Source organism: Paenibacillus sp. MB22_1 (assembly GCF_047200555.1).
In the GTDB taxonomy this organism is placed as follows: domain Bacteria; phylum Bacillota; class Bacilli; order Paenibacillales; family Paenibacillaceae; genus Fontibacillus; species Fontibacillus phoenicis.
This window is the reverse complement of sequence record NZ_JBLADV010000001.1, coordinates 273,967-294,989: the sequence shown is the minus strand read 5'-3', so window position 1 is coordinate 294,989 and position 21,023 is coordinate 273,967. Positions and strand designations below refer to the sequence as shown.

16 protein-coding genes are annotated in these 21,023 nt (G+C 47.0%); 1 reads left to right on the top strand and 15 read right to left on the bottom strand.

The annotated features are described in order from the left end of the window. Positions 1–83 precede the first annotated feature (83 nt). A complete protein-coding gene (locus tag ACL02P_RS01340) occupies positions 84–974 on the top strand; it encodes an AraC family transcriptional regulator (RefSeq protein ID WP_412836662.1) in 891 nt (296 codons plus the stop codon). Positions 975–1,012: 38 nt separating this feature from the next. Here the strand turns inward: ACL02P_RS01340 and ACL02P_RS01335 are convergent, their stop codons facing one another. The 15 genes from ACL02P_RS01335 to ACL02P_RS01265 form a co-directional block, all read right to left on the bottom strand. Beyond that, positions 1,013–2,434, bottom strand: a complete 1,422-nt coding sequence (locus ACL02P_RS01335) for a UvrD-helicase domain-containing protein (RefSeq protein WP_412836661.1) — start codon at positions 2,432–2,434, stop codon at positions 1,013–1,015. Continuing rightward, on the bottom strand, positions 2,427–5,249 hold the full coding sequence (locus tag ACL02P_RS01330) for a PD-(D/E)XK nuclease family protein (RefSeq protein ID WP_412836660.1): 2,823 nt from the start codon (positions 5,247–5,249) through the stop codon (positions 2,427–2,429). The genes ACL02P_RS01335 and ACL02P_RS01330 overlap by 8 nt, the downstream gene beginning before the upstream one ends. Positions 5,250–5,431: 182 nt before the next feature. Further along, positions 5,432–6,385 (bottom strand): helix-turn-helix transcriptional regulator, encoded by a 954-nt coding sequence (locus ACL02P_RS01325; protein ID WP_074730127.1) that lies wholly within the window; start codon positions 6,383–6,385, stop codon positions 5,432–5,434. A 54-nt stretch (positions 6,386–6,439) separates the two neighbouring features. Next, positions 6,440–6,817: an HIRAN domain-containing protein gene (locus ACL02P_RS01320; protein ID WP_316010949.1), complete on the bottom strand. Its 378-nt coding sequence runs from the start codon at positions 6,815–6,817 to the stop codon at positions 6,440–6,442. 127 nt (positions 6,818–6,944) lie between these two features. Next, positions 6,945–8,066: a Fic family protein gene (locus ACL02P_RS01315; RefSeq protein ID WP_412836659.1), complete on the bottom strand. Its 1,122-nt coding sequence runs from the start codon at positions 8,064–8,066 to the stop codon at positions 6,945–6,947. 85 nt (positions 8,067–8,151) lie between these two features. Continuing rightward, positions 8,152–9,114: a 3'-5' exoribonuclease YhaM family protein gene (locus ACL02P_RS01310; protein WP_412836658.1), complete on the bottom strand. Its 963-nt coding sequence runs from the start codon at positions 9,112–9,114 to the stop codon at positions 8,152–8,154. A gap of 15 nt (positions 9,115–9,129) precedes the next feature. Further along, a complete protein-coding gene (locus tag ACL02P_RS01305; protein WP_412836657.1) occupies positions 9,130–11,595 on the bottom strand; it encodes a pPIWI_RE module domain-containing protein in 2,466 nt (821 codons plus the stop codon). Further along, positions 11,579–14,668, bottom strand: a complete 3,090-nt coding sequence (locus tag ACL02P_RS01300) for a hypothetical protein (RefSeq protein ID WP_412836656.1) — start codon at positions 14,666–14,668, stop codon at positions 11,579–11,581. The genes ACL02P_RS01305 and ACL02P_RS01300 overlap by 17 nt, the downstream gene beginning before the upstream one ends. Continuing rightward, positions 14,665–15,732, bottom strand: a complete 1,068-nt coding sequence (locus ACL02P_RS01295; protein ID WP_197186982.1) for a hypothetical protein — start codon at positions 15,730–15,732, stop codon at positions 14,665–14,667. Before ACL02P_RS01295 ends, ACL02P_RS01300 begins: the two co-directional genes overlap by 4 nt. A 365-nt stretch (positions 15,733–16,097) precedes the next feature. Then, complete coding sequence (locus tag ACL02P_RS01290) at positions 16,098–16,682, bottom strand: zeta toxin family protein (RefSeq protein WP_240353108.1); 585 nt, start codon at positions 16,680–16,682, stop codon at positions 16,098–16,100. Further along, the gene (locus ACL02P_RS01285; RefSeq protein WP_019537557.1) at positions 16,675–16,854 is read right to left on the bottom strand and encodes a hypothetical protein; all 180 of its coding nucleotides are present in this window, start codon (positions 16,852–16,854) and stop codon (positions 16,675–16,677) included. The genes ACL02P_RS01290 and ACL02P_RS01285 overlap by 8 nt, the downstream gene beginning before the upstream one ends. 151 nt (positions 16,855–17,005) lie before the next feature. After that, positions 17,006–18,679: an SWIM zinc finger family protein gene (locus tag ACL02P_RS01280; RefSeq protein WP_412837298.1), complete on the bottom strand. Its 1,674-nt coding sequence runs from the start codon at positions 18,677–18,679 to the stop codon at positions 17,006–17,008. A gap of 178 nt (positions 18,680–18,857) precedes the next feature. Further along, positions 18,858–19,154 carry a hypothetical protein gene (locus ACL02P_RS01275; RefSeq protein WP_157179516.1) on the bottom strand — a complete coding sequence of 99 codons (297 nt, stop codon included), beginning with the start codon at positions 19,152–19,154 and terminating at the stop codon, positions 18,858–18,860. A 28-nt stretch (positions 19,155–19,182) separates the two neighbouring features. Then, entirely contained in the window at positions 19,183–19,821 is a 639-nt protein-coding gene (locus tag ACL02P_RS01270) for a UPF0158 family protein (RefSeq protein ID WP_412836655.1), read from the bottom strand. Positions 19,822–19,833: 12 nt separating this feature from the next. Further along, positions 19,834–20,967 carry a DUF6155 family protein gene (locus ACL02P_RS01265; protein ID WP_412836654.1) on the bottom strand — a complete coding sequence of 378 codons (1,134 nt, stop codon included), beginning with the start codon at positions 20,965–20,967 and terminating at the stop codon, positions 19,834–19,836. Positions 20,968–21,023 lie beyond the last annotated feature (56 nt).

Here is a 21,023-nt window from a genome sequence, read left to right as displayed (position 1 = left end):
GTTATCATGTCCATACTTCTTTGTAATTGAACTATTGAGGTCAATAGTTGTACTTTACCGACTTATTAAACAGGAGGAAAATTATGGTGCAGTCATCATCGCAAGCCAAACAATTAAACCCGGTTGTGCATTGGGCACAGCAACATAGGCAAACTAAGGAACGCGTCATTGAACGGCGTATTCGGGATTTTGAGATCCTGCTGCTGGAACATGGTGAAGTCGAGGTACAGATCGAATCGGAGCCTTCGTATTTAGTTCAACCTGGTCAGTTCTTCCTGCTGCCAGCAAAACTCAAGCACCGAGTAGAGGTCCTATCGGATCCGGATGCGCTTTTTCTAGGCGTTCACTTCGATTTTTACGACGAGCTTCGTATCACTAAGGATGAGGACATCATTGTTTCCGTTGATCATGAAGACGATGATTATTATTGCACTATGCCGAATATGGCGGAGTTCCATGAATGGATGAGCACTGGCAGCATGCATGCAACCTCCGAGGTATACAGCGTGCTGGAATCCATCATCCATGAATTCACTCATCGGCCCGCCGGGTATATGATGTGTTGCCAAGGCCTGCTGCTGCAGCTGTTCTCTCATTTGTCAAGAACATTCCGGCATCACCAGCATCGGGCGATTGCCAGTGCAGGCATGCAACTGGCAATCGCCGAACTCGTCTCTGCTATTGAGCAGAATGTCGGGGATCGATGGTCCAACGAGAAGATGGCGGACATGCTAAACATCAACGTGGATTATATGGGACGTCTGTTCAAAAAATGTATGGGCGTCAGCCCAAATAAATTTGTCCAGCAGATCCGTCACACTGAGGCGAAGCGCCTGCTCCGAGATACAGATGGCACTATCGAATGGATCGGACATACGATCGGCTACTCCGACGTACATTACTTCGTTCGGATATTCCATAAATGGGAGGGCATGCCTCCAGGCGAATATCGCAAGTTCTGCAGGCTGCTATAGTCTCTGTTATGCATGATAATCCAGTAGTGAAATATTATTCATAATGGATTCGGTATATTCGTTTCCATCCGGACATACGCCGCTTGAACATCGGTTTCCCGGACGGGAAGCTTGCCGACAAATTGCCCGTTCACAAAATCGCCGATCGCATCGACGGATCGGAAATTGCTGGTCAAGTGAAGCACATCTCCACATGCTTGAATCCGCGATTTAACCTCGTTATAAATGGAAATATCCGCACGGCGGAATCGATAGATGGACTGTTTCGGGTCGCCCACGACGAATAAGGAACCTGGATTTGGAGTAAGCTTCCGCCAATTCCGTTCATTCGGATCATCGCCGGCTCCCGTTAAGAGAAACATCATTTCCGCTTGGACCGGGTCGGTGTCCTGAAATTCGTCGACCATAAGCTGTTGGTAACGCCCGGCGAAAAACGCGCGAACCTCAGGGTAATCACGAAGCAGACGGCATGCATACATCAGAAGATCCTGAAAGTTCAGCTTCCCTGCCTGCAATCGCCGTTCTCTGCAATAATCCAATGCAGGCAGGACAAATTGAATGACCTTGGGATACAGATATTCCCGCCACGATTGAAGGAAGGGGAACAGGACCGTGATTTGCCAATCGTGAAAACGTTCGGAGATGGCTTTGGCTTGCTTCTTTTCCGTCCATTTGTACTGCTTCACATCCAGCTTGAAGTCAAACATCTTCGCAAGCGTTAGTATCAACATATCGTCCTGCTCATCCGACAACCGCAGCATACGATTAGCAGTACGCAGTTTTGCCTGAAGATTATCCCACCCTTTTTCCGGTTCAGATGTCGGCAAAAACCTGCTGGCTTCTTCGATCATGGGAAGCAGGGAGAGCCGGATTAGGTTGAAATCAGGACGATGAACCGGTTCGCAAGGGATTTGGAGGTCCGTAAAAAGGGATACCCGATCATAGACATTCTTAAGAATGCTTACATCGATTCCCACCTCGGTAAAGGAGGCAAGTGCTTCACTATCTTCCTCCTGCAGTTGAATCAGATATTCATCCCAGCATTGATCGTGGAACGCGCGATTCATTTCATCATCCATTTCTTCGAAAGAAGGGTCCAATCCGGCCTCAATCGGTCGCTCGCGAAGCATGGAGGAACAGAACGCATGGATCGTTCCAATAAAGATTTGGTCTAGATTGGCCAAAGCTTCTTCCATTCGTTCTCTAGTTTCGCCTTCAATATCAGCCGTTTTCCGCTCTAAAGCAATGCGGAAACGCTCCTTCATCTCATCCACCGCTTTATTCGTAAAGGTGATCGCCGCAATATGCTCCATCTTCGCCGTTCCGGACTCGATGAGTGCCAGCAATCTGCCGACCAAGCTGGTTGTCTTGCCCGAGCCTGCACCGGCTTCTACCAGAAAGGTCGTGTTCAGCTCCTCCAATATCCTCTTTCTAGCTTGTTGATCGGATGGTTCATTCAATGTTCTCCACCTCCAGCAGCGTGTGCAACAGCTCCGAATTTGCTTCATCCTTTCGCTTATGGGCCATCATCTCTGCGTGCTCTCCGCATACAGCCGCATAGTCGCAATATCGGCAGACCGCAGGATTTGAAGCGGGAATAAACAATCCCTGTTCCATCGACGTAAGGATTCCTCGGATCACCGCGGTGACTCGATTCCGTTCGGTTTGCGGGCGTGCAATCACTTGCCCGTGCCCCCGTTCGCTTGGAAAGACGTAAGACGCTTCAAGCACTTTTGCATCAGAATCCACACCCGTTTGCCGCATCCATAGCTCCGTCCCCATTGCGTAAAGCGCGTGTTGCAGCTGCGTACCGCCTGCGAACATGCCATTTTCCTTGTAAGGCCGAGGACTGCCGGTCTTATAGTCGATAATCCGATATTGATGCGGCGCAACTTGATCGATCCGGTCGACGATCCCGCGCAGCGTAATCGCCATGTCCTCGCCAAGCTCAAGGTGCAACGGCTGGCCGTCCACGATGAGCTCTTGTTCGAAAAACCGGGGAGCCGTCTTAGCCTGCAATTCCATGCGATAGAACACGTCCACATCCCGGAGCATCGCTTGCCGTTCCCTCTCAAACACATGAGGGCTCGGTGCCGGAATCCGCTCGGCATACAAGAGAATCGTCTCCTCCGCAATACGAAGCAAACGGGCATGATCGTGTGTAATAGGCATGACTTTACTTGCGTTGACTTCCGTCATATAACGACGATAAACCTCGTGCAGCAGCGAGCCTCTTTCATTCGGCTTCAGCCAGGAGGTACGGTCAAAAGTCACCTGATCTTTCACGCGAATCCTGAGCACATATTGGAAAAAGTATCGCATCGGACATTCCGCGTACTTCTCCAATTGACTTGCGCTAAGCGTCCGTTCGTCCCGGCCTTTCCAATAATCAGCCCATTCATCCCCCGCTATATATCCGTCATGCTCCGTCACTTGCGAGCTGCCGCGTGCCTCGAGTGCAAGTCTGCCTTGACGAAGCGAGGGATAGACCGATTCGATGAAGGATTGCCGGTCCCTCATAAGGTTTACATTCGCATGGATTTGTCGGAAGACGTAATGAAAGGCGTCCAATGGCAGTCCATTTAGCTCAGTAGAGGATGGCTGCTCTACATCCAAATACCCGACAGGTTCGCCTAAGCTTCGGTGCAACATCTCATAGTCCGCATTCGTTTTTCCGGATACTTTTCGGAATACCTGTAGAAGTTGAAAAGCCGGGCTTGCTGTCGCTCCTTCTGCCAAGTCATACGACGAGAAGCTAAATGTGATATTGCCGCTTATCATCCCAAGCCGACCATCACGAAGGCGTTGCCGATCTCTTTGTCTCTGCACGGCTGTTTGAAGCCCGGCATCGATCCGTCTGCACTCTTCATCGAGAAGCATGGGATTTTGCCTGATATTCCCGGACCACGACTGTTCATCCATCCCGAGAAGAAACGTATGTTTTCTCCCGCTGATCCCCCCGTTCGCCAAACTCGATATGTACAGGAATCCGGGCTTGGGTAACCGTTGCACCCCGACTCGAAGTTCCTGCAGCATGTCTCGGGCATACAAGAACATTTGCTGAAACGGCATCGAGTCCGGAACAGGACATTCCTGCAGTTCTTTAGCGATACCTTTCATTTCTTGCAGGACGATCGCATCCTCTTCCGTTCCGCATACACCAAATCTATCCAAGATGTTAACGAGCCATCCCCAGATTCCCTTAGGAGATGAGAGCGCCGCTTCGTCTGGAAACAATTCTCCCAGGAGGTTTGTCAGATGCTTCTTGATGTCGTCATCCCGCTGTTGTTGTTCCGTCCGCTCCCGTTCTTCGGGTCTTTCATCTGCATCCCCTTGGAACCGAACATGCCCCGACCCCAGCAACTTGATATACCGTTCTTTCCCCCAGCCGATTCCGCTTTTCTCCAGGGCTCGAATACAATCCGCATTCGTTATTCCTTGGTCACGATCGGAGAACGTGATCAATTGCTGCTGCAGCATCAATACGAGCTGCCGCACCTGATAACCGGACTCCAACCAGTTCAGCAGAAAATGTGCGGCTCTTCCCATTCCGGATGTAATCACAGGCAGCCCGTCTGCATAGGAACAGGGAATACCGAAAGAAGCACACATGGTCGAAATAACCAACGCATATTCTTCATCCGGTACGATCATCTCCACTTCATCCAATGGCATCCGGCCCTGAATAATGCGTCTCAATGCTTCGCGAACCTCCGCCAGCCTTCCGGTCGCATGATAGAACTGAACCTTTCCGAACGGCATTGTGGATTGGACGTCAGTGAAGGAAGAAACCGCTATAATCCTCGTCATCCGTCCGTTTGACAACCGCTCCAGCATTCGAGCGGAAACCGGTGAAAGCGGCATAGGGTCTGGCAGAATAAGCTCCACGTTTTCCGGCAATTGGGTTGGTATATGCGACAAAAGGCCGGGGAAATCGATCCAGCTCCGCTGATTCAGAAAGCGCTCATACGCTGACAACACCTTTCTGACATAGCTGCCTTTTTGCTGGCTCATAAAGTGGTCGTCTCGAAGCTCCCCCGCACTCACTCCGGCACGGCGCAGATCCATAATGGCTTGGTGAACATGCATGGCAATACCAGGCTTTACTTGATCCACCGCGATGTAGGAATCCGGCTTGGAAGCCATTTGTTCCATGACATGATGGATAATCCAAAAGGACCGCTGTTCCCCGATTAAAGTCAGCCCTTGTTGATACAGGGAGAACTGAACCTGACTTCTTACAAAGGATTGAACCGTTTGGACCTCCACATTCATAACCGGCCCTAATTCCCGGCATATTCGCATAAGCCAGGACTGTCCTTCGATGTAGGAAGGAGCAATAACAATTTTGCGGCGAAATGGCTCTCTACGGATTGCATCATATAAACGTTCTAGAAACGTGCCTGCTATTTTCAAAAGGGATACCTTCCTTTCGTCTATCTTTCAACAACAGCAACTTACTGCCCATACAACTGTCCCCAACGCTGTAGCTGTTCCTTAAACTTTTCCCGGACAGATGCAGGCTCTAAAATCTCCGCTGAAGGTCCGTACTGAACCACCCAATTCATAAACTCCCGCTCGTGGTTGACGGTGACCTCGAATAATAAGCTGCCGTCCGGCAGATCGGTCATCTTCGGTCTCACGAACAATTCTTCTTCCTTCACATAGCGGGCGACATCCGGATGGAATTTAATCTTAAAAGTGATTAAAGAATCCCCGCGTTCAATCGACCAGGTATGCTTCATATACTGAGCAATGTTAAAATCACCCTTGTCGAATCGATTACTTGTCAACTCTACATGGCGGAAACGGCTTATACGAAACGTGCGAATGTCCTGCTTGGAATGACAATAGCCGATCAAGTAAAACCGTTGATCCCGCGGGACCAAATAGTACGGATCAATTTGGCGCTCCGTCAATTCATTCCGGCTCTGGGTATGGTAAACAGCCCTGATCGTCTTACTGGCGATAATCGCTTCCATGATGGGCAGCAAGAAGTTGGCACTGTTCTCCCGATAAGCCGGGGTGCCCATTTGGATCATGTCTGCGACATTTTCCAGTGTATCGTACCGCTTCCGGGTTTCTTTCACATGGGTAGCCATCACCTTGTCGTAGGCGGATTCAAAGCCTGGAGGCAATTTGCTGGTGTCCAACACGGAGGGCAGGACAGAGAACACCAACGCTTCCTGCTCCGTGAAATTCAGCGGGTACATGGCGAAATTACCGACAAAACGGTACCCTTTTCCGTAACCCTCGTTTGTAATCGGTGCGATCAAGTCCAAAATCCGCATGTCCCTATAAATCGTACGATCCGTTGTCTCGCATTTGTCCGCCAGCTCCTTGGCCGAAATCCCCGGATTGGATTGAATGGCGAGAAGTATTTTAAAGAGCCGAATCACTTTATCCGTCATGCTATATCTCCTATCGTGGCATATAGAATGTAAATCCTTATCATCATTGGGATTCTACGCTTTACCTGGTTCTTCCTGCCTATAAGGAGAAAACGAAACGTTCTCTGTCGTTTTGATGATGTACACTTCCTCTAGACCCGGCGTAAGTTCAACAATTGCCGTATCCTTAACGACAAATCGCACCATGCCGCAAACATGATGCTCAAACCTATCATAAATCCGGCCGGCGCTGCGGCATCCTTTCGGTACGGTATGCGGACTGTTGGCGACATAACCGATTTTGCCCAATGGGATCATATCCACCTTTATCGCTTCATGGTCATGCGGATTATCCGGGTCTTTGATCAAGTGAACGACCTGACCCGGCTTTAGAAATGCTGCTCCGTAGTAATGCTGCGTGCCTGTGACGGCGATATAGATCGGTTGATCCACTGTACTCACTCCCGCATGTCTTTCCTTCATTATGACGGATCGCAACGACCATAGATTGTCAGCGAATATATGTTCTGCGCACAAAAAAAGCACTGCGGCATCTCAACTTGAGATCGCAGTGCTGCATTCATTTTAGAAAATGGGCAAACTGATCCGGCGCATTCCGAATGTCTTGTGCCAACTTCTCGTATTCCGCGGATAATTTGACCGAACGAACTCTTTTGGCGTCTTGATCGCGCGGCTCAATGAATCCTTCTTCTCTCCAATGACTAACCTTTTCCCTTATTGAACGGTCCGACATACGCAGCAGATCCCTCATTTCACTTGTCGTTAGGGTGTCTTGTTTAAAGGTTAATTGAGCAAACACCATTCTTTGCTGGGGATCTAACCTGCGAATTAGATCCGGTTCGATTTTCGTCATTTGAGCAGATTTCTCGGTTACGATGGCAGCGGCTTCTTGAAAAACCTCCGCCAAACCATCGATAAAGAATTCCAGCCAAGGCGTCAAATCAGCATCATTCCGCCCAAAATAATAATTGTGATGGAGACCCAACTGGAGTCGGCGATAATATTCAGACAAGTTGCGGTCATAGAAATTCTCGAGTACAAATAACCCCTTTAAACCATATCCGCCGCGGCGTAAAAGATACGTCGTAATCATCCGGGCCGTTCGGCCATTCCCGTCCAAATACGGATGAATCGTTAGAAACTGCCACATGAATATCCCGGCCTTGATCGGAACCGGAACCGAATAGGTTTCCGGCGAGTTCACCCAGGCAACCAAATCCTCCATTAATACCGGAACATCTTGCCATTCCGGCGGCAAATAAAAACCGGAAGCATTGCGGCTGCCAACTTGATTTTGTTCTTCGCGATACTCGCTAACTCGCGGTCTTCGTCCGTGCGATATTCGGATAATGGCATGCAGCTTTTTAATCAATTCCTCTGTAACCGGGAGCTGCCTTTTTTCGGCTTCATCCAGGTATTCCAAAGCTTTCATTAAGTTATAAACTTCCTGCTCTTCATTGTCATTGCTGGTTTGGTACAAGACTTTTCGCTTTGTCGCCTCATCAAGTGTGTTTCCTTCAATTTTCGTAGAAAGAATGACCGTCTTTTCCATCGATTCTTTCTTAAGCAAGTCCAGAATAGATGCGGGCAATGGAAGCAAATCCACCACAACACTGGCGCGTTGTATATCCATTAGTCTGCGGGCAATGGAGTCCGTTATTGAATATTTGGGTGTAAACATAACATCACCATCCTCAATAACATTATACCATTGCCGCTATTTTGCCGCAAAGTATTTTTATTCCATTGCATTTTCTACGTATATTTCAATTTCTAAATGTCATCTTGTACAACGCTTTATTCTCCAGCCCTCGGATGGGCTGTGTCCACAACTCCTTGTCAGAAGTGGCACTTAGTGCATCCTCTGCCATCTGCAGCTTAGCATCCAGTGCGTCGATATGATGTAGCGCTACTGCTTCCGCCGTTTGCGGCTGTACCGGGCTTCCCCATTCCCCGAGGTTATGGTGTGAGAGAATAAGGTGCTGCAATCCGATCACCTGTTGCGAATCGAGTGGAAGCTCCAGCCGCAAAGCCGCTTCAGTGATCCAACTAGCCGCCATGGCAATATGACCGATCAACTTACCCTGGGTGCTGTAATCTGTCACGACCCCAAGCTGAGCGATCATTTCCTCTGGCTTTGCAATATCGTGTAGGATAATCCCGGCTTTGATCATGTCCGCATTTAGAAATGGCCTCTGCTTGCAAAGGAACTCTCCGATCTCCAGCATACGAACGATATGATAGGCCAAGCCTGCGAAGTAAGCATGATGGTGCATTTTGGCTGCCGGATAATGAGCCAGTTTCTCACTCACCTTATCGACGCAAAAGCTTACAATATCACGAATGACCGGATCCCAAATACTCTCGATGACTCTGTATATGACCTCTAATAATTCCGCAGATTCAATTGGAGCCGCCCGAATAAAATCGGTTAGGGACACACCGTCTTCATTACTTACATTGCGAATCCGGGTGATCTTAACCTGCGGCTTTTCCCGATACAATTGAACGATTCCCTGAACCTTGACTAGCGTCATCGGAGAAAAGTCGTCTTTTTCCGTTTCCTTCACATCCCAATACTTGGCAGGAAGCTGGCCGCTGGCATCACACAGCACCAAATCGAAGTAATCCTTTGCCGGGGATGTGTTGGTCTGCTTCAGCTCCAGCTCTTTCAGCAAATAGAAGCCGACGAATTCATCATTCGTACTCAGATCTTTAATCAATGTCATTCTGTTCACCCCCAATTACAACTCCAAAAACTCTGCCTCTGCCTCGGTAATCTCATATTCCTTGAATTGTAAGTATTTCTTTAACGTACCCGTCATTTTCAAGGGATAAGGTTGTGCCGTAGTCGATTCAAAGGTGACGCACACTTCACGTAAGCGATGCACCATCCAAGCTAAGCGCTCTCGGTCTTGCCTATCCATCGGACCTAATGGCATATATTCCACAACTCGGGGTTGCTGAAATGCCGTTTCAGGGTTATCGTACTTGGTCATAGATTTGGCAATGTTCCTCTGGGTCTTGGGTTTGGTTCCTACACCGTAATACAGTCCTGACTCGTTATCAGAATAGACACCTATAGAGAATGACATGGGGCGAAAACCATAGGCTGGAACGTCATCATTGGAATTAACACGAATAACGGTCATCCCCTGATCGTTCTGTATCCATCCAGGTAAGTCAGGAATCTTACCACGGCCAATTTTGTTGTTTTGAATGCCGTCCACCCCTTTATATCGAAGCTCCGCTTCAACTAATACGATCGGCTCCTTGCCACTCATTCGTTCCATTCTTAACTGCTCACCGAACCAGCGAGCGACCTCTTTCTTTAGCGCATCCGGGGCTTTGGGAAGCGGATCAAATTGATCTGTTTTCAACACAGCTTCTGATAAACTCAACCATTCCTCACTGCCCCGGCTTTTTACCATTAATACACCGTCTTCCAATTTCGTAAGAATCGCATAAGTTCCTTTATCACCTGAAACCAGATCATAGGCTATGATTGGGCGTTGTTCATTTACATCCATATGTGCCTTGTAATCGATAACTCCCGCATCCCCCAATAAATCCAAAATACAGTTGAAGACTTTGTGAATATAGCTTGACTCCGGTTTATCTTTCTTACGTTTAGACTTCTTTGCCCCGTTTTCGGGATAGACGAATTGAGTGATCCTCCCCGTTAATTGAAACCCTTTGCGTACGGCTTGCTTGGGATCTATTCCTTCGCCAAGCTTCTTCCAGTCGTCTTTAGGCAATATTTCAATCAATGAGCAAGTTATGGCTTGATTCCCTTTAACATGTTCGATGCTTCGGAGGATTTTGTTGGTTCGATGTTCATCCGCCAGGTCCTTAAGTGCTCCGCGATCCAAGCCATCTACATAGTCCTTCCTGTCACACTTGACCACAATGATGCGGTTTCGAGAGGAAGAGTTCAACCTAAAAACTTCTCCGTCAACATGTTCAGCCAGCAACTTTCCTTTATATTTTTTTGCCTTCAATGCTTCGACGACACATTGATAAAGAGAGTCCGGTCCCCACACTTCAAGCACAAAATCTTTATCATGACCGCAGTATACGGGTGGGATCGGTTCTCTTACTCGCCTCCTTGCCCCTTCTAGCTTAGGCTTCGGCACAAGTGGCAACGGCGTAAGCGATCTCCAGTCGGATACATTCTCCCGTACCATCTCGTAAAATCTCATTTTCTCCTGAATGCTGATTCCCGCTTCAACATATAGGGGGTTAAAGACTCTGTTATTATGAACGACCCATATCTTAGGGGAACGATCTGAGTGATACTTGACTGGATTTGTTAAGATATCCTCAGTCGATAACGGATTGCCCCATAAGACATCACAAAACAATTCGTCGAGCCCTTCAGACCAACGTGTATAAGGCTCAGTTCCACCTTCTCTGCGAAAAGATAAACTCGCGTACGAACGTAATCCCATTCCCTGATCTTTGATCAGAGGATTGTCCATGGAAACCAATAACGTGCTATTAATGCCGCCTTTCAGATATTTGGTCTCCTGTGGTTTCGTAATAAACCGTCTTATTCCAGCCGAAACCATCAATAATAGTCGTTCCGGCTCACCGGCCCTATATTGTAACCGAAATCGGACGACATAAGAAAAAGTACCAGATCTAGTGGTTATGGGCTCAGACATGCACTCTGCCTTTTGCGTGGCATATACCTGCGAGAACATAAGCTCAACAGGCTCATCCCGGTTATCAAGCAGTAGTTGTTTCGGACTCAAGCAAAATTGATGTGCAACTAGAGCAGGAAGCAATTCATATTTTAACCTTGAATCACGATGCAAAATGGAATCTACCGCCTCGCTTCGCCAGTCCATTGTACTCGTATCCAAATCATCCGGTGCAGCTACGCCTTGCCTCGTTGCTATTTGGTTCATCCATCCCTTAGCCAGTAATAGGATCATTCCAACCGGGACTGGCCGCGTTGCAATGAGCCACGGACGGTTTTCATCCAGATAAAATTGGTTATTGACCGAGACGATCTGTGGAAATATACTTTGCAGTTTTTTACCTAATGGCTTAATCGCAAAGGGCAGCTTAACGCCATTATAAAATTGACGAATAAATTCTCTCCAAACCGTTGGTATATCCAGTAGATAGATCTGCTTATTATTCCAAGCATTTTGGTCGCTCTCGAAAGCATACAGCTGCAGCAATTTACCAGTCCGACTCATGGGCCTCATTCCTTTCCATCATGACTTTCATACTGTCTATAAATGGTCCATATAAACTGCGAAACGCTGGATTTGATTCATGATCCACCATGATCTTCAGCCAGTAATCCAACATCGATTCCCCAACATCCGTGCGCATGGGCTGAGCTAGAAATTTACCATCACAGTAGAACACTCTCGCCGGTGTGCCTTTGCGAAGAAGCCTTCCAATCGTTTGCCAGACTGGGATAAACGTATACCAGGCTATGGTCTTTCTCTCCGCAGGATTTAATACGGACCAATAGTCTGGTTTACGGTACATCCGGTGGAGCAAGCTATTACTTTCGCTGCGAATGAGGTCCAGTGCCTGCCTATAAAGCTTGCCTTCAAAATCGGCACGTTCAATGATGTCAGGCAGTTTGGCATGCAAAAGTTGGATGAGATAGGTCATGTCCTGCGGTATCGGATATGGCCGTATCATAAAAAATACAGATCCGAATAATGAACCTTTCGTATCATCCAGAATGTTATAACCGCGACTTATCGCAAGTAACGGGGCGATCAACACATCAGCGTTTTCGTTAGCAAACCGCTCTAATTCTGCTCTTGAAAACTCGGCTTCATGAAAAGGATCCGGGTCCCTCGTTAACTGGCGGTATCTATTTTTCCAAGAAGAATGTGATGCAAATACGGCTCCGACATCAGCAACGTCCTCATAAGAGTTGACAATCAACAGCACTTTACGATTTGTACCCGAGTAACGCCACTCCAGCAATTCTTGTTCAATCTTGGGCATTAACTTGGCGGTTAGCGCACGTAGATTTCGTTCTCTCCTATCCTCAATCTCACCGGATATTTGGATAGGGGTTTCCTTCCCGTGCTCATAGATCGGATAATATTCCTGGTGAATGACTGGAACAGCCAGATTGGATTCCAACAGCCATCCAGGCAACGATGCAACATGATAATGGGCCGATCCTGGAGCCAGACTTGTACCTGAAAGCAGAACAACCGCAGGACCTTCATATCCATCTATTCCAGCGTAGATCGATTGCCAGTCTTCAAGGAGAAGCCGACCGACACCTGAATACTGAACGGCTTTGAATGTACCTGTGTCATTCCCAGGTTTTACTTCATACAGATACCCGGTCATTCGTCCTGTCATCGCATCTTTCATAATTGCTGAAAACTCACGTTGAATCGTGTAAAGTCCCTCGAATTCAGATAATTTTCCTAATTTGGCTTGAACTAGCGGATAAAGATCCATGAACACTTGCATATCATGATCGATAAGTGCCAGACATAAATATAATTCCAACGAATGAACCGGGAATTTCATTCTTCCAACAGGGTTTGTCTCACCGCCCAACTTATGGAGAATGGCAGTTAGAGCTTGTTCCCGCTCCTTCTTCGTTCGAGCTTGCAGCATTTTCGTTACATCTGCATAGATACGGTGTTCTAGCGGATGATCCGCATAGTTGCGTAATTCCTGTTCAATTCTCTCCCGATTCTGTTCGTCCTTGGCGAAAGCGCTACTGATGCGATAAGCTTCGGTAGAGAGCCGTAATAGCTTCCGGTACAAAAACTGAGCGAATTCAGGCGTTAAATTCAATGTACGATATACACCGCGGCGGATGGTGCTTTCAAGGCGATTCAGAACATCCATCCAGTCTTGTACAACCTCGTCATGTGCATACTTACCATAATAACCTATCGTTTTTCGAAATGATTCTAACAGGGTCTTCTCAAAGAGATGCTGAGAGTTACCAAACAATGCAATCTCGGAGACGAAGGAATCATCGAATTGCTTCTGAACCGCATCGGCTTCATCAACGAAAATGATGTCTAACAAGTCATACATCGCTTCATAGACTGTTCTCTCGTAAGGGTCCAGCATAACAGGTAGTTTTGTTTTCAATATGCTTGCTGAGGTTGTAACCCATACTTCCGCCTGGATCAGGGCTGCGAAGTCGCGATAGATTCCGCAACTGGCTGCATAGGGGCATACGCACTTTTTCTCCTGCTGAATGATCTGACGACATGGATAATCAGTCGTATTCTCATGGTCATTGGCAAGGGCATGGATGATGCAAAAATCAGATACATGTCGGAGTTCCAGATAAGAATCCTGCCCCCAATCCGTTACATCCCGAATCTGATGGCGACGGGCGGATATATAATCTCTCTGATGTTTACGGCGGGCCGATTTCCCAATTACAGGAACAGCGTTAATTCCCAATAAACGAAGTTCCTTAACTCGGTTTAATACTTGAGGGACACTGCTCTCAATGAATCCGACACGAGCTCCTGCTCGGACTAATCGATCCGTTTCCAACACCATAAATGTGGATTTTCCAGACCCCAGTCCCCCTACGATATGCTGTAGTCCCTTATACTCAAACTGTCGGATACTAGGGTTTGTCAGTGATTTTAGTTTAAGGCCAATTCCTGCACGTTCCTTCCATTCCAAGGCTGCCGAAGCTTCTCGCATCCCCTCTGTCTGATAGGTATGCTCGTCTCCAAGATGAAGTGTAAATCTCCCCTTCGGTCTATATCTCGGAAATGTTGACGTATTAACCAACGGCGGTGGAATTTCTCCGACATAACGAATGGACTCTTGTTCCTGATTATATTTGTAATAGTGGAACTTGCCTGATGTAGCAAAGTGTATGTCTTTAGACAGATGGGCAACAGCTTGTTCTAATAATTGCTCGTACCATTTCCTGCGATCGGCGAACAAGGCAGGAGTCCGGAGTCTCCAATGACTACCGTCGTTTTCATATAATCTATATTCAACCGAAACTTCTTCATATCGTTCGAATAAGTTGTCCCATGTCATCCTTGAGCGCAAAGCACTATATAAAACTCTTAAACGGTGTGCAATCTCCTTCCGAGCAGGCTTGGGAAGAATAGGTGAGTCGTAACCTGATAAAATCGTATAACCTTCGCTGATATCCATAGAAGAATCAACCATCAAACATCCTGTAACGAACAATTCCACAGTATAAATGGTTTCAATGTTTTGCCGCGGCAATCCAGATGGCAAGAGACGCGGAAGGAACTGCTCAAAATAGGTCCAATACGATACTCTCATCTCTCCGTTGCCTCCCCAGCCAGATGCTTCTGCACATCCCGCTCATTTATGACTTTCAGATGACTCGCATGAGCCATAAGTGCTTGTTTAACAAGCTTCGAGTAACCGGGGTATATTTTCGTTCGGTATTGCGGAATGACAATATATACATGTGGGTCTCGATATTTCTCTAGTTGGTGGGGTTGCATTTTATTGAAGAAGTTAGCCAGGTGTAGGGGGTGCTTAAAATCCTTCATATCCAGATAGACGATATGCGTATCCAATTCGACGGCTAAATCAAACCGGTCTACTTGCGGAAAGAGTTCAACTTTGTAACCTTTCTTCGTTAGCCAATCTTTAGCTGTAAGTTCAGCCAACCCTGGCAACATCGTGTACCGATAAATTCCATAACGCAATCGATGCATGGGCTCATGGATTTCCCATTTCTTAAGCTCTCCGCGACTGGCCAGTTTCCCACAAAGATCTTCTGCCCCGCATTGCCAGTGATCGTTACGAAATTCCAGCGTCCATCCGCATCGTGGACATTTGCGATATCGTTCTACATCGTCCGAAATTTCTTCATAACAGCGACTAAGCTTTTTCATCAGTTCTGTATCCTTAAGCTCCAGCCCAAACTCCATTAAACGGTAAGCAGATACAACCGGATTGGTAATAAGGAACTCTCGAAGTTTTCGGTACTTCTCCTCTAGCATCGGCATTGTCCCTCGGCAGTAGCGCAATATCTCTACTATTTCTTGTGTCTGAGCTTCTTCAGGCGAATCGTACATGATTTTAAATTCACGTGCGTCTGGTGACAAGCCCAGATCCGGAATCAAGAGCGGCGCTTCCTCCGGATAGATACCGGCTACTACAATTCCCCATTCTTCTGCCGGTTTTTGCAACAATTGAATAAGTGAATGCAAATCAATTGGAGCTTTTTTTCCCTCCAACATCAGGAGTCGAACAAACTGCATATGTCCTTGACGCAATAGAGCCGGCGGCTCGCTGAAGTCTTCTCCCCACTGTGACAAACCTGCGATTAAGTTTAACAAACAATCCCTCACATCATTCTTATCAATTTGCATTTCAACACCACCGGTAATGGATTAAGAATCACCTAGTATATTTTTATTTTATAGTTAAGTCATGACAACACTTTGTCAGCGAATATATGTTCTGCACAAAAAAAACGACCAGATCTAATCCGGTCGCGTAGAATTCCTTATTCACATTGGGAGAAATGTAAAATTCAAGATTTAATCATCTTCGGTTAGTAGTAATTCCCTTTTACAAACATCACACTGGACCTTGATAACCAATCCTAGACTTGTTGGTATAAATATGTACGCAAACTTTGCTCCCGTTACATCTTTGGGTTCACATTTATCCCAATTATTAATTTTGTTTTCCATAGATTTGCTAATTTCAAACTTCATATGATTCTCCATAATCAATGTAACTGATCCTTGATCTTATGCACCCATTTTGGAAGAGATTCGGCCTGATATTTTAAAATACTATGTTCAGCTTGCATAACGATTTTACCGGAAACTTCGCTATTATCAATCACAATCAAATGATCAATGAGATGGATATGAGTTAGCAGATTTTGCATGGATGTGGTTTGTCTCCGAATGATGTCTTCAGTCGGTATATGATGTCCGCCGTTTCGAACTCTGGCGGCAACACGTTCGATATTGAGCCGAACATCATTTAGACCCACATAAAACATCGTCACTTCAAAGCCGTTCGCCTTGGCTTCCCGTATCAGTCTTATCGCATTACCGCCGGCCAAAGTCGTTTCTACAGAAAAATCGCGTTTATGATGGATACAATCTCTCGCAAGTTTAATCGCTTCTTTGCCTGCGGATACTTTGCGGCGATCCGGATGGTCAGAATCAATGCCGCGAGCTAAAGCGTCGGGATCTATATTGACACTGATACCAAGCCTATCCACTATCAAATTGCGAATGGTGCTTTTGCCGCTGCCGTTATTGCCGGCGAATACAACCATCACTGTGGAGTACTCATTCATGATGAACCCCAGGATTGTCGATTGGCTCGATCACACCGTTTGAATATTCTTTGACAATCTGGCCTTTTTCCGTTTGATAGACAATGTAAGTCCCGTTCGCTTTTGCATCCAGTTTCGCGCGATCGCCCGTAAGTTTGATCAGTTTTTGCAAATCTTGAACACGATCCATCATTGATCACCACCGAATCCGTCTCCATTTAGACATTATTATAACATATTCGATTATGATCAAAATTACAGGTTTCGCATACCGGTTTGTCCACCCTCATCACAAAAAAATCCGCTGTGCACAAACCGCGTGACTTCTTATTCCATTATAAAGTTCAAAAACGGATCTTCCCCAACTCCTCCCGGAAAGCCGGTCTTCGCGGAAACCTGGTTAACAATTCTTGTGTGACGGTGAACGCTTCTTTCCGCCCGCCAACCTGTTGAAGCATTCGAATGATCCGGCAAACATCGGCGTAATCTCGCCTGTCCCTGGATTGATCCGCCCGGAATTCGATATATGCCACGAAAAGCGCCTTCACCTCCTCCGGGTAATGCGGAAGCAATTGCTCATAGAACGATTCAATTCGGTAAGGTGCCTTGCGGACATGTTCCAAAAGCCGTGCGAACATCTCCTCTTCCACCAGGATTTGGGTATACGTATGCTCTCCCCTCGGGCTCTGCTCCAATTGATCTAACATATCTTGCAGATACAAGGACCATTCTCCCTCATCCGAAAATGTATCCTTCACAGACCGGTAATAATCATATTCTCCGTTCATGATCAGCTCCATCCCGAGTTTCCGCTGCTGTTCGACTTGTCCTGTGCGATGGTATGCCTCATACCGATATTTCTTCCAGCGATAGACGAGCCCCGGCAGCCCCTGATCTTGAGCTTCCCCGGCCTCCGCCAATCGGATCGCTTCCTCGGCATCGCCTTGCTCAAGCGCCGCACGAATCGCAATCTCCCGGATTTCCGGGAAATGCAGATGTTTATACAAATAAGCTTTCGCCTGTTCTTCACCTGAACGTTCCAAAATTTGACCATATCGGAGCACAGTTACCCGCTCGTCTGTGTACTCCCGCGACCAATTGCTTCCGGACGTATGACCCAGGAGCGAATCCGCCGCATCATCCCATTGATGTTGCATCTGTTCCGACTCGATCAGCGCGCCCGCCGCCTCGAGGAGCGCGAGCTGCCAATCCGACCACCCGTCGTAATAAGGCTGGTGTGTCTCCTCCAACAACCGGCGGAAAATCTTCAAGCGTTCTTCCGCCGGAATATGATGGCGATCCTGAACCAGCTTGAAGATCGATTCCAGACAGCTTTCGATCACGATCCCGACTCCACCGTCCGAATCGTCGGCGGACTGCAATAATTCAATCATCTCTTCGATGATGCAAAACAGAATCGCCAGCCCGTGCAACCATTCCTCTTCATCGAAGGCGGAGAGAGCCTTTTCAGCGACGATCTTCGCACCTTCCACCGCGCGGCTTACGTTCCGCCAAGACACAAAACCATGATCATCCGAATATGTGTCAATGTAGGATCGAATCAACCGTCGGCAGGCGTCCAACTCCTGATCCGCGCCCCTTTTCGACAAGTGGAGTCTGATGCGCTCTTCCGCGGTATATGAATCCGATGCAATCGAGAGCAGCAATTCGATTAATTTCTCCTTGCTCTCTGCTTCCAACAGTTGCCGGAGAGACGGTTCCGGTGAAGATACCCCGTCTGCTTCTCTATTCTTAAGCTCGAGGAATACGGCGACTTGATGCTTGCATACCGGTCCAAAATCGTACGGACAATCGCATTCCGATTCCATTATGTTGTTCTCGTTGTCTAGCCTTACATAAACCTCATAATCCTCGTACCCGCGCACAACCGCAGTGTACTTTTCATCGGCAATGGACTTCAAGGAAATTACCCGTCCTTCGGACGCGTATTCCTTCCCTCTGTGTACAACTGCAGGATCTATGTATCTGGAAAAATCGGATAAATTCAAGAGGACCACCCCCTTTGGATGCTTCTTTCCATCTTGGAATTCCAATAGTCGATGAACACCTGATAAGATCGCACCGTGGTAAAGAAGGGAATATGTTGGTCTGCCGCAGCGTCTACATATTCATCTTTTAGAAATGGTGACAGCGACACAGGTCGTATATCGGTTGCCATTTGGAAAATAATCCTGCTCATTTGTTGCTTTTATGCTTAAGGATGTATGTTTTAGCCAAGTGGTTTAGATGGCCAACAGCAATTGAATTGGGATCACTCGGGTCATGCTTCTTCTGCATGGCACGTTCAAATTCATCAATCATCTTTGCAAAATCGCATACATTCTGCTCAAGACCAAATAAGCGTTTCATGTCTCGATAGTGTCGAAAAAAGACTGCTTTAGCTTGATCATTGGGATAACCTAATTGTTGAAGTTCCGAAATGACCGCTTGAGCATACAGCTTAATCATCGTCTGTCTTGAAGAACGTTTCACCGGTATCCCCTGCCCAAACATTTCTTTATTACTTGAGAATCAACTTCACTTCAATGGATTCCAACCAATCAGAAACACGTTTGCGATTCTGCTCTTCAACAAACTGGTAATACCGCTCTAACTGCTCACTGTCGGAAGATAACGCATCCTTGAATCTTCGGAATATTCTCTTGCCGCCGCTTAATATGTGCATCAAAGTGGATTGCAGCTTTTTATCTTCAACCGTTTCCGCAAAATCAACCATGTCGGTATATCCTTCATCCGACTCCCGTTTCGGTATCCGAAAGTAAATTTCATTAAAGCCTTCTTCAATGATCTCGCTTAATTCTTCGTCCTCTTCATCCCGGTCAAACGTTCGCAACGTGACAACATCTCCAGTTTCGATATTCAGGAAGGACTCTATTCCTTCTACGTACATGTCGTATGCATCCACAATCTCCTGAAACTGCTGCTTGGTCAATTTCAATTCTTTCATAGGTTCTCCCTCAGCTACTATCGCTTTGATCAACTCGCCGCGTTGTTCCGCCTCATATTCCTCCCACGTGGTTCCATACGGGAAGCCGCCATCCGTATATCCGGCGATAAAATAGAAATTCTCGTCTTGCTCCAACAGCCCCGTGAATTCCGCTTTCTGACCGGTCCGCTTATTTTTCTTCCTGCCGCGCATTAAGTTCCCCACCTAAATCCATCTTATTTGAGCGTGCAGATTAGCCAAATTGTCATGAAAACCCCAGCCGATCCCTTCTGTTTTCGAAACCACGGCTTCAAGGCGCTCCTCGAATTCGTCGAACAACTCGGCTGTTTCATCTTTATTTACTTGATCAATGATATCGGCATACATGGACACCATGCTGTAGTAGAAGCGTTCACCAATATCCCCGTAGCTTAGGGTGAAATCAACTCCATTTTCAACGTAGACCAGCTTCAATTCCAGGGCGTACCTGGCATTTCCAGTCAATCTTTCGAATTCCGAGATCGCATGTTTCGCTTCCTGGAGTCTCAGCTTGCCAAATCCCCGCTCAGGGAAAAACTCTTTCTCAACCTTCTTGCAATACTCTTGAAAGAGAGACTCTACTGCTTCATCGCCCAGTATTCTTACAGCAAGAAACTTCTCCATATCTTTGCTGGCGCCATGACAAGCCTTCACCAAATCGATAAGCTGGTCGCTATTTAGCTGCTTCAGATGCTTATTCAGAGCAGACTTCGTCAGCTTCACAGGCTTTTTCCCTACCGGCCGCTTAACCAGTGACTTGGGGATCAGCTTGTCCTTCTGCCGCTCAAGCTCCTGATTCACTTCTTCGCAGGAGAAATGTTCGGGATCATATCCTTCTCGAACCCAGCCTATAAAATGATCCCGCTCCGGATGATTGGGAGTAAGCAGTACTTCCAGCATATGCTGATGCCCCCACACGCCTCCCACATCTTCCTGCGGACAGCCGCGGGCACCATCCAGACACAAGGGTGCCGGGTCGGATGTCGATGCGTCGATTTTGATCAACGTAACCGTGTGCTGCCAATCATCTCCAAAATCATACACGTATGTAAATACGGTGTTTTCTTCGTGAACATGCTTCTGAACGATTTCTCTTCGAGCATTCAATACCTCTCGGTCTTCCATATCTGCGAATGTCGGATCGGGCAGACCGATCACCTTTTCTTTCACATGAAACTCGTATAAATGGTAATTTTCCCATCCCATGACCGATTGGATGATTTTGTGAAGCTGATGAAACGTCACGTCCGGATGAAATTGAAACTCCCGCCAAATCTTCGGGGCAATCTCATTCAGTTCGATTCTGCATCTATAAACCATGATCGTCTGTTCTCCTTTTAAGTATTCCGAGTATATAAACAATCCCACTGTATCCC